At 60.1% G+C, this 14,796-nt stretch carries 12 protein-coding genes; 3 read left to right on the top strand and 9 right to left on the bottom strand.

What is annotated here, in order from left to right; all coding sequences use genetic code 11:
- Positions 1 to 53: 53 nt before the first annotated feature.
- The gene (locus tag ACQZ5K_RS10460) at positions 54 to 1,259 is read left to right on the top strand and encodes an MFS transporter (protein ID WP_448740307.1); all 1,206 of its coding nucleotides are present in this window, start codon (positions 54 to 56) and stop codon (positions 1,257 to 1,259) included.
- Between the two features lie 26 nt (positions 1,260 to 1,285).
- Complete coding sequence (locus ACQZ5K_RS10455; RefSeq protein ID WP_448740306.1) at positions 1,286 to 2,026, top strand: copper homeostasis protein CutC; 741 nt, start codon at positions 1,286 to 1,288, stop codon at positions 2,024 to 2,026.
- Here ACQZ5K_RS10455 and ACQZ5K_RS10450 read toward each other — a convergent pair.
- The 7 genes from ACQZ5K_RS10450 to ACQZ5K_RS10420 form a co-directional block, all read right to left on the bottom strand.
- On the bottom strand, positions 1,992 to 3,143 hold the full coding sequence (locus ACQZ5K_RS10450) for a glycosyltransferase family protein (protein ID WP_448740305.1): 1,152 nt from the start codon (positions 3,141 to 3,143) through the stop codon (positions 1,992 to 1,994). The genes ACQZ5K_RS10455 and ACQZ5K_RS10450 overlap by 35 nt on opposite strands.
- The gene (locus tag ACQZ5K_RS10445) at positions 3,140 to 4,387 is read right to left on the bottom strand and encodes a glycosyltransferase (protein ID WP_448740304.1); all 1,248 of its coding nucleotides are present in this window, start codon (positions 4,385 to 4,387) and stop codon (positions 3,140 to 3,142) included. Before ACQZ5K_RS10445 ends, ACQZ5K_RS10450 begins: the two co-directional genes overlap by 4 nt.
- A 43-nt stretch (positions 4,388 to 4,430) precedes the next feature.
- Positions 4,431 to 5,639, bottom strand: coding sequence for a glycosyltransferase family protein (locus ACQZ5K_RS10440; protein WP_080853049.1), 1,209 nt, complete (start codon positions 5,637 to 5,639; stop codon positions 4,431 to 4,433).
- A gap of 72 nt (positions 5,640 to 5,711) precedes the next feature.
- Positions 5,712 to 6,887, bottom strand: a complete 1,176-nt coding sequence (locus tag ACQZ5K_RS10435) for an ABC transporter permease (RefSeq protein ID WP_448740303.1) — start codon at positions 6,885 to 6,887, stop codon at positions 5,712 to 5,714.
- Positions 6,884 to 7,882 (bottom strand): ABC transporter permease, encoded by a 999-nt coding sequence (locus ACQZ5K_RS10430; protein WP_003521288.1) that lies wholly within the window; start codon positions 7,880 to 7,882, stop codon positions 6,884 to 6,886. Before ACQZ5K_RS10430 ends, ACQZ5K_RS10435 begins: the two co-directional genes overlap by 4 nt.
- 1 nt (position 7,883) lies before the next feature.
- Complete coding sequence (locus ACQZ5K_RS10425; RefSeq protein WP_196378265.1) at positions 7,884 to 9,785, bottom strand: ABC transporter substrate-binding protein; 1,902 nt, start codon at positions 9,783 to 9,785, stop codon at positions 7,884 to 7,886.
- Positions 9,782 to 11,674 (bottom strand): ABC transporter ATP-binding protein, encoded by a 1,893-nt coding sequence (locus ACQZ5K_RS10420; protein ID WP_448740302.1) that lies wholly within the window; start codon positions 11,672 to 11,674, stop codon positions 9,782 to 9,784. The genes ACQZ5K_RS10425 and ACQZ5K_RS10420 overlap by 4 nt, the downstream gene beginning before the upstream one ends.
- A gap of 211 nt (positions 11,675 to 11,885) precedes the next feature.
- Between ACQZ5K_RS10420 and ACQZ5K_RS10415 the strand changes: the two genes are divergently transcribed.
- Positions 11,886 to 12,848 (top strand): glycosyltransferase family 32 protein, encoded by a 963-nt coding sequence (locus tag ACQZ5K_RS10415; protein ID WP_448740301.1) that lies wholly within the window; start codon positions 11,886 to 11,888, stop codon positions 12,846 to 12,848.
- On the opposite strand, the gene ACQZ5K_RS10410 is transcribed toward ACQZ5K_RS10415, so the two are convergent.
- Together ACQZ5K_RS10410 and ACQZ5K_RS10405 are read right to left on the bottom strand one after the other, a co-directional pair.
- Positions 12,840 to 13,583 carry a polysaccharide deacetylase family protein gene (locus tag ACQZ5K_RS10410; RefSeq protein ID WP_448740300.1) on the bottom strand — a complete coding sequence of 248 codons (744 nt, stop codon included), beginning with the start codon at positions 13,581 to 13,583 and terminating at the stop codon, positions 12,840 to 12,842. The genes ACQZ5K_RS10415 and ACQZ5K_RS10410 overlap by 9 nt on opposite strands.
- Entirely contained in the window at positions 13,580 to 14,677 is a 1,098-nt protein-coding gene (locus ACQZ5K_RS10405; RefSeq protein WP_448740299.1) for a glycosyltransferase family 4 protein, read from the bottom strand. The genes ACQZ5K_RS10410 and ACQZ5K_RS10405 overlap by 4 nt, the downstream gene beginning before the upstream one ends.
- Positions 14,678 to 14,796: the final 119 nt, after the last annotated feature.

Here is a 14,796-nt window from a genome sequence, read left to right as displayed (position 1 = left end):
GGTAGCTTTTATCCAGCGATCCGGCGGTGCCGGATCATCTCAGGCGAATATCCATGCCGTCGGCTCTTTCCATCGTCATCAACAATCCGTCGATCCGCATCGGGGCGCTCGCCATCCTGTTCTTCGGGTTTTCGAATGCGGCGACCGCCCCCTATCAGGCGGTCATCGGCATTCGCGAAATCGGGCTGAGCAACAGCGTCTATTCGCTGTTGATGCTGTTTGCCGCCGTCATTAATGTCAGCGCCAGCGTGTTGATGGGCATTGTCGCAGACAGGCTGGGTGAATATCGCAAGCCAATGCTCTATATCGCGCTCTTTGGCGTCAGCGGTTATCTGCTGGTCTATCTGGCCGGCAACGCCACCGCCTTCGTTGCCGCGAAGCTTGTGCTTCTGCCGATTTTCGGAGCGATGAATTCGTTGATCTTCGCCCATGTGCGCGCCGATGCGCGCAACCTTTCGACGGGTGAGATGATCGCGGTGAATTCGATCATGCGGGCAACCATCTCTCTTTCCTGGGTGCTGGTGCCGGGCATTGTCGGTGTTTTTCTGGTGAATTCCGGCAATATGCTGATGGCTTTCCTGTTTTCGGGCATCTGCGCGCTTGTCTGCTTTCTGCTCGTTGCCTTCTGTCTGCCACGCGCCGCCACGCCGGCATCGGCAAATACCGAAGCGCGGTTCGGCCTGCGCGCCTCGCTTGCGGAAATCGGATCGCGGCGGGTGCTGCTCCGGATCATCGCCATCGCGCTCATCTGCTCAATGCTGCATCTCAACGATTCCGTGCGCTCGCTCATCATAACCGGACAGGCCAAGGGTACGGTGGCGGATATCGGCATTGTTGCGGGTATCGTCGCTGCGCTGGAAATCGTCTTCATTCTCCTGTGGGGCTGGATCGAGAAGAAGGTTCCGCAGACGCTGACACTTGCGGCGGGAGCGGGGCTTTACGCCATCTATCTCATTCTGCAGGGGCTTGCTTCAGCGCCGTGGCATATCTACGCCCAAACGGTCATCAGTGCGCTGGGCGCCGCCGCGATCATCAGCATTCCAATTACCTATCTGCAGGAACTGATCGCGGACCGGCCGGGACTCGGAAGCTCGCTGATCGCCGTCAACATCTTCCTCGGCGCTGGTCTGGGCGCGTTGATTTTTGCCGTTGGAACCCTTGTCTCCAGCTATTCGGGAACCTCCATATTGGGGGCGATCTCAGGGCTCGGCGGCGTTTATATGCTTTACGCGCTTGATGGAAAGGGCCGCCGCAGGTAACGGCCACTCAAATGAAAGAGGTTACGATGATTCTCGAGATTTGTGTGGACGATGTCGCCGGTCTGGAAGCGGCGGTCAGCGGCGGGGCCGATCGGATCGAGCTCTGCGCGGCGCTTTCGGGCGGCGGTGTGACGCCATCGGGGGGTTTCATGCAGCGCGCGGCATCCTGCGGGTTGCCGGTGAGCGTCATGATCAGGCCGCGCGCCGGTGATTTCGTGTTCACGCGCGACGAAGCGGATGTGATGAAACGCGATATCGACGCGGCGCGTGCCGCCGGCCTTTCCGGCGTGGTGCTCGGTGCATCGCGTGGCGATGGCTCGCTCGATATTGGCTTGCTCGAGGAGTTGCGTCGTCACGCGGATGGGCTGGATGTGACGCTGCACCGGGCTTTCGATGTCGTGCCTGACATGGACGAGGCGCTGGAAGCCGCCATCGCATTGGGATTCCCAAGAATTCTCACCTCAGGCGGGGCGCGTTCGGCGCTTGAAGGGATTGAGGCTCTGGCCCACCTGTCCGAGATGGCGGCAGGCCGGATCGTCATCATGCCCGGTGCCGGCGTGCGTCCGCAGAGCGTTCAGACCTTGCTGGATCGCTTTCCGATCACGGAAATCCACGCATCCTGTTCCGCCGTTCCATCCTATGATCCCGACAGCAGGGTGGCGAAGCTCGGTTTCACCGGCGCAGGGCGCAAGGTTACCGATGAGGCGGCGGTTCGCGAGTTGAAGACGATCCTCATCGCTCATTGTAAAGACGGCGTAGCGCTCTAGCCGTTCCGGTCGCGCCATCGAGATCGAGCGTGATCGTACCGGGCGCCGGCAGGGACAATGCGGCCTTGATGGCATCGGCCATCGCTTGCGCTGAAATATCCTTTTCCTCCAGCACATGCGCCAGCCCCAGCCGCGCCAGCCGTTCGGCGCGGGCGCTCTGTTCGGTTTCGCCCCCGGCTGCGAAGGGGATCAGAAGCGAGCGGCATTTTGCCTGAAGAATATCGCAGACGGTGTTGTAACCGGCCTGTGAAATCGAAAGCCGTGCGCCGGCGAGCAAACTTGCGAAATCCTTGCGGAAACGGAAGACGGACACATTCCCCGCCGCCCGCGCCGAGATCGCATCGAAATCCGCCTGCGGCATGTTGGGACCGGTCACGAGGCACCAGCTCTTGATGCCATCCAGCAGGGGGGCCGCCTCGAGAGCAGCTCGGACAAGTGCGGCCCCAACGGCGCCGCCGCCTGCGGAAACCACGATATCGAATTTTTCCGCCGGTTCCGGCGGCGGAAGGGGGGCGACGAGGCCGGTATAGACGATGCGCTGGCTGATCTCGCCTGCGAGGGGAAACGTGTCTTCCAGCCGGGCGAAATCCGGATCGCCATGGACGAGCACCGCATCGAAATGTTTCTTCACCAGCGACACGGTCTCTTCGTCCCGGCCCGGTTTGGTCTTTTCCTGCAAGATGTCGCGCAGCGACGCCATGACGAGCGGGCGCGGTTCGCTGTCTTCTATCTCATCGAGAAGCGGTAACAATTCGAAACGCACCTGCCTGCGACCGAAGGGGAAGGCCTCGATGATAACGATATCGGGTTTGGCGCCGTGATAAGCGCCGATCAGCATATCGGTTCTCAGCCTCTTGAAGTCGTCGTCCACCGGTTTGCCGGAACTGTCGACCAAGCCGGCAAAACTGCCGTCGCTGACGGCGATGGGCGGCAATTCGACATGGCGGATGCCCTCGCCCGGAAAGCCCGGAACCGGGGTGCCGCCCGTGACCAGCACGACATCGAAACCGTTAGTCTGAAGGGCGTTGGCAATGCGGCTGGCACGGGCGATATGGCCGATGCCGAGAAGGTGCTGGACGTAGAAGAAGACGCAGGGGCGTTTTTCCGTATCGGTCATGGCGTTTTTTCCCACTCGGCCTCGAATAGGGCCTTCAACTCGACAATGCTGGTGCGATGGTCGAAGGCGGTGCGCACACGGTTTTCGGCGGCGCTGCCAAGACGCTGGCGCAATTGCGGATCGGTTATGGCCGTGCGCAGGGCCTCTGCGAAGGCGGCCGGATTTTCCGGTTCCGTCAGCAGGCCGTTTTCACCGCTGACGAAGAACTCCGGAATGCCGGAAATATTGGTGGAGATGCAGGTCAGCGCCTGGCTCGCGGCCTCGACCAGCACATTTGGCAGGCCGTCGCGGTCGCCATCGCTGGTGATGCGGCAGGCAAGGGCGAAGAGGTCCGCTTCCCGGTAGTTCTCCAGCACCTGCTTCTGGTCCATGGCGCCCGTCCAGACGATCCTGTCGGCGACGCCGAGTTCGTCAGCGAGTTTCTTCAGGGAGGCCAGTTCATCGCCGCCGCCGATATGGGTGAAACGCCAGTGGATATCCTGCGGCAGCGAGGCGAGCGCGCGCAGGAGAATATCGATGCCCTTTTTCTTGACGGCCCGGCCGACGCTCAAAATCCTCACCGGATCATCGGCATCTGAACCGTCCCTTGACGGTCGTGGCGTTTCGAAATGCGGGAAACGGGTGAGATCGAGGCCATGATAGCTCAGATGCACATTCTGCCGGTCCCCGGAAAGGGTCTGCAGATGCTGAAAGCCGCCGGCAGTGCAGGTCACGGCCCAGCGGGCGCTTTGCAGCTTGGCGGCAAGGTCGCGGTCGTTCGAGGTCCAGATGTCCTTGGCGTGGGCCGAAATCGTCCAGGGCGTGCCGGTGATGAGGTGGGTATAGGCGGCGACCGAGGCGGGTGTGTGGATAAAATGGACATGCAGCCATTCGGCATCCGCCGGCCATTCGTGAGCTAGCACGGCGGCCTGCCCGAAACGGCGGAAGCGATTGCGGCTGAGATCATGTGGCAGATCGCTGAAAAAGCGGCGGAGCGCCTTGGTGAAGCCCGGCTTCCTGCGGCAGGCCCAAAGCGCCTTCAAAACCCGCAGCGGTTCCTCGTGCAGATATTCCGGCAGATATGTGACGGGCGCGCGGATTTCATCGTGAACGGGGTGGCGCTTCTTGTCCGTGGGCCGGCGCATCGACATGAGTTCGAGTTTTAGCCCGGCCTTCTCCAGTCCCAGAAGTTCCTGGGCGATGAAAGTCTCGGACAGGCGCGGATAGCCCTTGAGGAGCACCACGATTTTTTTTGTATCGGTCACGTTGCGCGTGTCTCTTTTGAAGCGGTGTTTGTCGGGGAACCGGTCACGCGGTCAGCGTGATCGGCGCCTTGTCACCCTCGGGCGGCAGCCATTCGGCTATCCGGCGCGATATGTTTTCCAGACCGTCCAGCTTCAACCCGCGCGCATTGACGGAAGGCGGTGCGCGGTTCGGCAGCGCTTTCAGAGCAGCCGCCATTTTTGCCGGGTTTTCGGCATCTTCCGGCAGAAGCATGTCGAAAAGGCCAAGCTCCGAGGCGCGGCTGGCGCGGATAAGCTGCTCTTCGCGCGGCACCGTGCGCGGCACGACGAGGGCGGGTTTGTCGAAGGACAATATCTCGCAGACGGTGTTGTATCCGCCCATGGAAACGACGGCCTGCGCGCCGGCAACGAGATCTTCCATGCGGTTGTCGAATTCGATGATTTCGATATGCGGAATATCGGCAACGCTGCTCATGAAGCGCTGGCGTTGATCCGCCGGCATATAGGGGCCGAGCACCACCAGCGCCTTGTGCGTCAGTTCGCTGTCATGGCGATAGGCGTTGATGACGTCGTCGATCAATTCGCTGCCATCGCCGCCACCGCCGGTGGTGACGAGAAGGTAATCGCCTTCCGGCCGATGCGATACGGTCTCGGCCTGCGTCTTGGATCTTTGCAGGAAACCGACGAAATCCATCTTGTCGCGAACGGTGTGCGGAACGTCGAGCCCTGTCAGCGGATCGTGGAAATCGGGTGGGCCATAAATCCAGACGTGGTCATAGAACTGGCCGATCTTGGTCATGACATTGTTGCGCTTCCACTCCGCTTCGAGCAGCTGCGGCGCATCCATGACATCGCGAAGGCCGATGACGAGCTTGGTGCCCTGTCCCTTGAGATAGGCGAGCGTTTCCTCCACCTCGCCGCGCAGGCCCATGGGTTCCTTGTCGACGATGAAGATATCCGGCTGGAAGCTTTCGGCGGTGTGGTAGATGATGGAGCGGCGCATCTTCAGCGTTTCCTGAAGATCGATGTGCCTGTCCATGGACGTATATTCGCCGTTGCGGAGCTTGATGACGCTCGGGATTTTCACGAAATCGACGCGGGCGCGGTAATCGAAAGCGCCGGCAATCGTCGCGCCAGAAATGATGAGGACGTTGAGGCCGCGATAATCCTCCACCAGAGCATGCGCGATGGTGCGACACCGCCGCAGATGCCCGAGCCCGAAGGAATCGTGGCTGTACATCAGGATACGCGCGTCGTTCAAACGGGAGGTCATGGGCCACACCTCTTTTTGCCTTTCACAAAAAAGGCGATGGCGGAAGGGCAGTTTATCAAAGGGTGTTCCATTTTATCTGAAGGGATCCGCAGCATCACGTAGTCCGTCGCCGAAGAAATTAAAGGCCAGAATGACGAGAACGACCGGGATCGTCGGGATGAGAAGCCATGGATATAGCGCAATGACGCTGACGCTGCGCGCCTCCGTGAGCAGAATTCCCCAACTTGTGATCGGTGGCCTGAGACCGAGGCCGAGGAAGCTCAGCGCGGTTTCGCCGAGAATCATGCCGGGGATCGTCAGCGTGGCCGATGCGATCAAGTGTGACATGAAGCCGGGAATAAGGTGCCTGCCGATGATGCGCGGCGTGCTGGCACCCATTAATTGTGCAGACAAAACATAGTCTTCTTCACGAAGCGCCAGAAGTTTCGAGCGCACGGCGCGTGCAAGGCCCGTCCAGTCCAGCATGCCGAGAATGATGGTGATGCCAAGATAGACGAGGATGGGGCTCCAGGTCACCGGCATGATCGCCGCAAGCGCCAGCCACAGCGGAATGCTCGGGATGGATTGCAGGACCTCGATGATACGCTGGACAATCAGATCGAATGTGCCGCCGCGATAACCCGCCAGACCGCCGATCACAATGCCGAGAACGAAGCTCATGGCGACGCCGAGAAGGCCGATGGTCAGCGAAATGCGTGCGCCATAGATGATGCGGGACAGCACGTCACGGCCGAGACGATCCGTGCCGAGCAGGAACAATTCACCGCCCTCCGACGGGCAGACGAGATGGGTTCTGCCCTCGAACATGCCCCAGAAGCGATAGGTATCGCCCTTGCAGAAGAAACGCAGCGGCTGGATATCCGTCGGCACATCCCGGTAGACCCGTCTCAGATTGTCCATGTCGAGCGTCATTTCCCGGCCATAAACGAAGGGGCCGACAAATTTTCCGTCATTGAACAGGTGGATGGCCTGCGGCGGGGCGTAGATATGCTCGATATTGCGGGTGTGGAGATTATAGGGTGCGAGGAATTCGCTGATCAGGATCGAAAGATAAAGCACCACCAGAAAGGCGCCGGACCACACCGCGATCTTGTGCTGACGGAACTGCCACCACATGAGGCGGAGCTGCGAGGCCTTGCTGAAGGCCGCCATTCCGGATGTGTTGGGTTCGATCAGCGACGGGTCGAAGGGCGCGGTCGAGACGTAATGGGGCAGCGCTTCGCCGGGTTTCGGAATGGATGAAGTCATTTGACGTTACCACCTCCGAAGCGGATTCTCGGATCGAGTATGGCAAGGGCGATATCCGACACCAGAACGCCGATCACCGTCAGGAATGCGAGGAACATCAGGAACGAACCGGCGAGATACATATCCTGGCTCTGCAACGCCCTGATGAGCATGGGACCGGTGGTTTCGAGCGACAGCACGACGGCGGTGATTTCCGCGCCGGAGATGATGGCGGGCAGGATCGAGCCGATGTCCGAGATGAAGAAATTCAGCGCCATGCGCAGCGGATATTTGGTGAGCACCTTGAAGGGGTGCAGCCCCTTGGCGCGGGCGGTGACCACATATTGTTTCTGCAATTCATCAAGCAGGTTGGCGCGCAGGCGGCGGATCATACCGGCCGTGCCCGCCGTTCCGATGATGAGGACGGGGATCCAGATATGTTCGAGGATCGATTTGAACTTCGCCCAGCTCATCGCCTGGTTCAGATATTCCCGATCCATCAGATGGCCGATGGAGATGCCGAACCAGATATTGGCGAAATACATCAGGATCAGCGCTAGCATGAAGTTGGGAATGGCGATGCCGAGCAGGCCGAGGAAGGTGAGCCCGTAATCGCCCCAGCTGTATTTATGCGTGGCGGAATAGATGCCGATCGGGAAGGCGATAAGCCAGGTGACGATGATGGTGACGAAGGAGACCAGAACCGTCAGCCACAGGCGGTCTCCCACCACATCGCTGACCGGCAGCTGATATTCGAAGGAATAACCGAAATCGCCGACCAGCATCCCTGTCGCCCATCGGAAATAGCGGATCGGTGCCGGCTGGTCGAAACCGTAACGGACGCGCAGCTCCTCGATTTCGGCAAGGTTCGCCGTCTCGCCCATGGCGCGCAGCTCGGCGACATAGCTTTCGAAATAATCGCCCGGCGGCAGCTCGATGATGGTGAAAACCAGCATCGAGATCAGGATCAGCGTCGGGATCATGACGAGGATGCGCTTTAAAATATACCGCAGCATATCAGGCGTCTCCGTCATACCAGAAGCTATCCGGCATATAGACGCCGAGATAGGATGTGGGCTCGTAACCGAAAAGTGCCTTATCCGGCACGTTTCGCATGCGTTTGACGTGAACGACGGGTTGCAGCGCGCCGTTGACGATGCCGATGGAAAACACCTGCTGCGTATAAATACCCAGCATTTCCAGCCAGATGGCCTCGCGCTCCTGTTCGGTGACGCTTCTGCGCCATTTTTTCAGGAGATCGAGCAGATGCGCCGCCTCCGGCAGATCTGGCTCCTTGCCCTCGCGGCCGCCGGAAAGATAGTGCACGCCCCAGACCGGCCATTGCAGCTGGTCGTCGCCGGTGGGGGCGAGGCCGGAAGGCAGCATGTCCGGCGTCGGCACACCGTTATCCATGCCCATCCATACCGACATCAGCACCTCGCCGCCCATGGCGCGCTTGCGGAAGACATCGCGCTGGGTGGGGCGGACGGAAACGGCAATGCCGATATGTCGCCAGTGATCCGTCACCAGTTCCATCACGTCGGTTTCAAGCGTGCTTTCGCCTGTCGTTTCGACGATGATATAGGCCGGGCGGCCATCCGGCAGGAGCCGAAGGCCGGCATTGTCGCGCTTGTCGAGACCGGCTTCATCAAGCAGCCTGTTGGCCGCCGCCCGGTCGAAGGCGCTCCATGCGTCCGCAAATTCCTGCCGGTAAAGCGGGCTTTCCGGCAGAACGGTATCGGCGCTTTCCTTTGCCAGCCCGTAAAAGCAGACCATGTTGATTTCGTGTCGGTTTATTGCGAGCGACAGCGCCCGGCGCACGCGCACGTCCTGAAAAGCGCTGCGCCAGACCGGGTCGGCACAATTGAGGTTGGGCAGCAGCGCGATGCGCGAACCCTGAGAGCGCTTGTAGAGGTTCACCTTCAGGGGAAAACGCTTTTCGGCATCCTTCAGAAAGGTGTAATCGGCGAAATCGAGGCCGAAATATTGCAGATCGCTATCGCCGGACGCCGTCTTGGCCGAGATGATGTCGGACGAAGTGACGTTGAGCAGGAAACGATCGAGATAGGGCAGTTGCAGGCCGTTTTCGTCGACCCGGTGATAATAGGGGTTACGCTCGAAGACGAATTGTTCGGCCGGCGGCGCGGTGGTGTTGCGCCAGGCATCCAGCGTCGGCAGATCGGGATTTTCGGGACGAACCTGCCGCGACATCTTGATATGCAGCCCGCTCCAGTCATCCGTCTTGTTTTTCTTGATCAGCTTGGCGAGCTTTTCCGCCGTCTGATATTTGACGTGGAACTGTTTCATATAGGCGGCGGGCAGGAACAGCCGGGCCGGTGAGGCCGCTGCGAGCTTCGCCAGAAAATCCGGGTTCGGACCGTCCCAGGTGTAGCGCACGGTCAGCCGGTCGATGACTTCGATGAGCGGCGGCTTGCTGTTGACCAGAAGTTCGATCGGCGGGCCGCCCTTGTGGATTTCCCTGTTGAGGGCGACGTCCTCCCAGAAATAGCGGAAATCCTCGGAGGTGAAGTCGCTGCCGTCGGACCATTTGTGGCCTTCGCGCAGCTTGAAGGTGAAGATGCGTTCTTCCTGAACGTCGTAGCTTTCGAGAATATCCGGATGAAGCTCGAATTTTTCGTCATAGCCGACAAGGCGGGCATAGCTGCTGATCGGCATCAGGCGAATGTCGCGCTGGCCGCCAATGAGCATACGCACCGAGCCGCCATGTTTTCCCGGCTCGCGGCCAAGCGCTTTCATGTCGATGACGCGCGGGTTTTTCGGCAGGCGTTCGGCCACGTCGGGCAATTCACCCTTTTCCCGTTTTTCCTTGAAATAGGCGGGGTCGGTATAGCCGGCCCGCGCATAGGCCGGCAGGAAGACGGAGGCCAAGAGGGCAAGGGTGGTGCGACGCGTGATCAAGGGCGAAGCTCCCAGATATCGGCATTGCCGTTTGCAAGCACGAAATGGCCTTCGCCGAGATCGGCGGAAATCATGTCGCCATCACCCTCGTCGCGGAACTGTTTGCCCCAGTCGAATTTGCCCGTCGCGCTGATCTTGCCGATGGTGCGGAAATCGAGCGGACGGTCGAGATCGGGGAAAGGCACGGCCGCCAGCAGGGATTTCGTATAGGGATGAACCGGAGAGCGCATCAGGATTTCGCGCGGCGCCAGCTCCACGATGCGGCCTTCGCACATCACGGCCACGCGGTCGGCCATATAGTCCACCACTGCGAGATTGTGGGAGATAAAGAGATAGGTGAGCCCGAGATCCTGCTGCAAATCCTTCAGCAGATTGAGAATTTGCGCCTGCACCGAGACATCGAGGGCGGAGACCGGCTCATCGCAGATCAACAATTCGGGGCCGAGTGCCAAGGCGCGGGCAATGCCGATGCGTTGCCTCTGGCCGCCGGAGAAACTATGGGGGTAGCGGTTCAGCGCGCTTTCGCCCAGGCCGATGGCCCTGACGAGACCCCGGACTTTCTCCGCGCGGTATTTCGCATCCCCCCGTCCGTGGATTTCCAGCGGCTCGCTCAGGATGTTGCCCACGGTCATGCGTGGAGACAGAGACGATATCGGGTCCTGGAAGACCATCTGTATCTTCGACCGCAGCTCTTTCAGGTCTCCGTCCCTGGCATTGAGGACGTCGATGTCGCCCTCAGGCCGGTGAAAGGTCACCGAGCCTTCATCCGGGCGAACGGCGCGCATGAGGATTTTGCTGACGGTGGTTTTGCCGCTGCCGCTTTCGCCCACCAGCCCGAGGCATTCTCCGCGGCGAATTTCAAAACTGACGCTGTTGACCGCCTTGGTGGCATTGGCGTCGCCTTTGCGGAACCAGCTGGACTTCCGGGTCGTGAACGTCTTGCTGATATTGTCCACGGTCAGAAGCGGGCCGGGGGTCTTGTTCACCGCGGCGTTTTTTTTGCCGACGAGGCTTTCGTGGTCAATGTTGATTTCGCGAAGCGCCTTCAGCCTTTCGCCGGGCTTCATGTCGAAATGCGGCACGGCGGCCATCAGGCCCTTGAGGTAGGGGTGGCTCGGCGACTTGAAAATCTCGTCGACCGTACCGGCCTCCATGATCTCGCCCTGATAGATCACCGCGACCTCGTCGGCGATATTGGCTACCACGCCGAGATCGTGGGTGATGAGCAGCATGCTCATGTTCAGACGGCTCTGCAGATCGCGCAGAAGCTTGAGGATCTGCGCCTGTATGGTCACATCCAGCGCCGTCGTCGGCTCGTCGGCGATCAGAAGTGCGGGACGACAGATCAGCGCCATGGCGATCATGGCGCGCTGGCGCATGCCGCCCGACAGCTCGAAGGGATACATGTTCACGACCTTCTTGGGTTTGGAAAACCCCACGAGGTCGAGCGTTTCATGCATTTTTTCCGCACGTTCGGCCGGTGACAGGATGCTGTGAATCCTGAGCGCCTCGTCGATCTGGTTGCCGATGGTGTGCAGCGGCGAGAAAGACGTCATCGGCTCCTGAAAAATCAGGCCGATGCGATTTCCGCGTATCGAACGGATTTCCCGGCCGTCCTTCGGCAATTGCAGCAGATCGACAGGGCCGGCTGCGGCATTTTCCGGATCGGTGAACAGCACGCGGCCATTCACACGGGCCGTCTTGGGATGGATGCCCATGATGGTCTGGCCGATGACGGATTTTCCGGAGCCGGACTCGCCGACGAGAGCAGTGACTTTTCCCGGAAGAATACGAAGGCTCGCGCCCCTGACGGCATCGATGGTGCCGCCCATGAGAGAAAACGAGACCCGCAGATTTTCAATACGGAGCAAATCTGCGCCTGCGCTCATGCCAAAGGGTTCCTTGCCGTCTCTTTATCGTTGCCTTGTGACAATTTGCTCAGGAGGGCTTAAATCCACGTTATCGCAGGGTTTGTTGTCTGTCTATGCCTCTGAAACATCGAATTGTTTAGCGAATTCAAAGCCGGCTTCCGAAACACGACGGCTTGCCTGACGCCTTTTGTTTGGCGATATGTTAACGAGCGTTTCTGGATGAGGATCCATGTCCGACAAGAAATTTTACGATGCCCAGCTGGATAAGGCCCGGCAGTTGCAAAATGGCGGCCAGTATGCGGAAGCCAATGCGCTTCTCTTATCGCTGGTTGCAGCAAAGGACGGCCACCTGATGGGGGAGCAAACAGTGCTCGGCCTGCCGCGCCGGCTGCATGCGGCACGGCTGCGCCTCGCCAAGGCCGAAGGCGATATGGTCGCCAAGATCGGTTATCAATATACGCTTGTTCCACCCCCGCAGGTGCTGGAGAAATATGCGCGATTTTCCACGGAAGAACGTCGCACGATGAGCGTCAAAAGCCGTGAAGATGTGCCAAGGCTCATCCACCAGATATGGATCGGGGAAAAAGCCCCGCCGGTCTCGGTTGAGGCATGGGCCGCCCACGCTTCGAACCATGGTTACGACTATCGGCTCTGGCGGGAGGCCGATCTTGAGCGGGAAGGCGTGTTTTCGAACGGTGTCTTCAAAACCATGCTGGACAAGGGCGATTATCCGGGCGCCGTGGATGTGGCCCGTTATATGCTGCTGGAGCGATTTGGCGGTATCTATCTCGATTGCGACTGGTATCCGGCGCGGGACGATGTAAGTTTCGATACATTCCTGCCTCTGGCGGGGCTGACGGTGTTTGACGAAAAAACGCCGCGGGACACGGGGCAGGGCAGCATGCTGCTTGCCAATTCCTTCATCGCCGCGCCTGCCGGACATCCGGTTTTCAGCAGGATGCTGGAAGCCTTTCCCGGGATTATCGAAGACATGCCTCGCGCACCCGCCTGGTGGTCGACCGGCCCCTTGATCTTCACCATCATCGCCCGGGCGGGAAGTATCAGCCTTGCGCCGGCGGGGTTCGTTGCCGCGTCCCTTCCCGACCGCGCGCCCTTTGAGACGGTGGAAGCGGTCAGGCGCAAACTTTCCACTGAGGCGAGCGGGTTGCTGATCGCCTGGAAATCATGGTGAGATTTCGTCGACAAGGTCTTTCGAAGAACGCCAGCGGGCCGCGGGATGATCGGTGGTTACCTCGAAAAGCCGCCGCAGAAAGCGCCAGACATTGTCGTCATGGACGAGATGGTGGGTGAGGATGCCGGTCGTGCCGCCGTTTCCGGCGGTCGTCAGGATGCGGGCGGCGGTCTCCGCGAAAAGCACGTCTTGGTCACGGCCACCGCGGGTGCCGTGCCAGTCGATCACATCGACATGGGTGTTCAGGCAGGGCGGCAGGGTGCTTTTCTCCGGGCCGAAAACGGATAGGGCGCGATATCCGAGGCCCGCCAGTGCCTTCACGATACCGGCATCTATGCGGTTCCACGGCGGCACGAGCATCGGCACCAGACGCCCGCCATGCAGGTCGTGGAGTTTATCCAGTCCGGATTGCAATTCATCGAGAACGACAGCCGGATCGCGATGCGATCCGAGTTCCTGTTTCTTTTCCTTCTCGCTGGCATAATTCGTATGGGACCAGCCATGCACGGCGACCTGGGCAATGTCCGACACATCCAGATGCCGTGCGAGCTTATCGGTCGTCATCTCGGGGATGACCGCGAGCGTGACCGGAGCGGAAAAGCCGCCGCAAAGATCGAGCAACGTGTCGAGCGCGGGCGTCGGCTCCACCGCATCGTCGTCCCTGAGCCAGAGATCGGCCTTTATGCCGCGCCGCTCACATTCGTCCAGTGCCGCAACGAGTGTTTCCAGACTCATGATCTTCGCGCCTTTGCTTGCAGCAGGATATGGTTCAGCTCTTTTGCGGCGTTTTCCAAAGACCGTTCGTTCCTGACGAATTGCCGGGCCGCCCTTGCCAGTTCTTCACGCCTGTTGTCATCACCGATCAGGGTTTTAATCGCGTCGGCATAGGCGGCTGTATCATTCTCCGGTGTCAGTAATCCTGTGGTGCCGGATTTTACCACTTCGGGAACGCCCGCCACCTTTTCGGCCACGACGGGTAGGCCGGCGGCCTGCGCTTCGAGATAGGCAAGCCCATAGGCCTCGCCATGGCCCGGCCAGACGTAGAGCGACGCTTTCGAAAGAAGCATGGCGATCTCGGACGCGGTTTTTTCCCCGTGCCAGACAAGGCGCTGATCCGGAAAAGCGCTGAACATGGCTTGTACGGCCGCGCGTTCCGGCCCATCGCCGACGATATCCAGCATCCAGTTGATATCCTGCGGCAAAAGGGCGAGCGCTTCGGCAAGGGCGCGATAGCTGTCGAGCTTGTCACCCGCCCGCATCATGGCGACGGCAATCAGCTTTGCCGGGGTCGGATTGGGAGTGTTTTTGAGAAAGGCCTCGGCATCGATAAAGGGCGGCAACATGGCCCATCGAAGGGCGGGCGAGGCCCGCACAAGCCCCTCGCGATCCCGCGCAGTGAGGCAGATATTGATCGATGCGACATTCAATGCGGCCAGCAACCGGTCTTGAACCACCTGCCAGCCCATCCCGTTGCGCTTGGGCGAATAGGATGCCTCGGCGGTGACGTAGGGAATATCGAAACGTCTGGCCAATTCCGGCCCAAGCAAATCGAGGGCCTTGTAATAGAGGTGATAACAAAACCAGAGGTCCGGTGCGCCCTCCAGCTGCCAGCGCCGCGTGATGGTCTCGATTTCGCGCTCAGCCGTTTCGGCAAGCGAAGTCCGCGCGGGTTCATCCGGCTGTTTCAGGAAGCTGCGTAGTTCTGAAGCGACTGAAACCTCGTGGCCGCCCATCGTCATCGCCTGCATCAGCAGGCGGGCCATCAGCCGGTCGCCGGAGGGAACGGGATGGTTGGGAGATTTGAGCGGCGCATAAAAGGCGATCTTCATGGCGACGGTTGTGCGTTGGCGGTGGCTAGGGCGTCAACCGGAATTTGAAAGGGCCGAGCCTTGACAGGTCCGTCATTCTTGCCCAACTGAAAGGCATCTTTTGCACATGCGCGGAGCGT

The organism is Agrobacterium sp. 22-226-1 (assembly GCF_053522345.1).
The sequence above is the reverse complement of the archived record's forward strand: the minus strand, read 5'-3'. Positions and strand labels throughout refer to the sequence as shown.

Coding starts and splice junctions, on each gene's coding strand:
- ACQZ5K_RS10420 (WP_448740302.1), bottom strand. CDS start 11,674: ATGAGCGCAGGCGCAGATTTGCTCCGTATTGAAAATCTGCGGGTCTCG.
- ACQZ5K_RS10450 (WP_448740305.1), bottom strand. CDS start 3,143: ATGACCGATACGGAAAAACGCCCCTGCGTCTTCTTCTACGTCCAGCAC.
- ACQZ5K_RS10455 (WP_448740306.1), top strand. CDS start 1,286: ATGATTCTCGAGATTTGTGTGGACGATGTCGCCGGTCTGGAAGCGGCG.
- ACQZ5K_RS10440 (WP_080853049.1), bottom strand. CDS start 5,639: ATGACCTCCCGTTTGAACGACGCGCGTATCCTGATGTACAGCCACGAT.
- ACQZ5K_RS10405 (WP_448740299.1), bottom strand. CDS start 14,677: ATGAAGATCGCCTTTTATGCGCCGCTCAAATCTCCCAACCATCCCGTT.
- ACQZ5K_RS10415 (WP_448740301.1), top strand. CDS start 11,886: ATGTCCGACAAGAAATTTTACGATGCCCAGCTGGATAAGGCCCGGCAG.
- ACQZ5K_RS10410 (WP_448740300.1), bottom strand. CDS start 13,583: ATGAGTCTGGAAACACTCGTTGCGGCACTGGACGAATGTGAGCGGCGC.
- ACQZ5K_RS10460 (WP_448740307.1), top strand. CDS start 54: ATGCCGTCGGCTCTTTCCATCGTCATCAACAATCCGTCGATCCGCATC.
- ACQZ5K_RS10430 (WP_003521288.1), bottom strand. CDS start 7,882: ATGCTGCGGTATATTTTAAAGCGCATCCTCGTCATGATCCCGACGCTG.
- ACQZ5K_RS10435 (WP_448740303.1), bottom strand. CDS start 6,887: ATGACTTCATCCATTCCGAAACCCGGCGAAGCGCTGCCCCATTACGTC.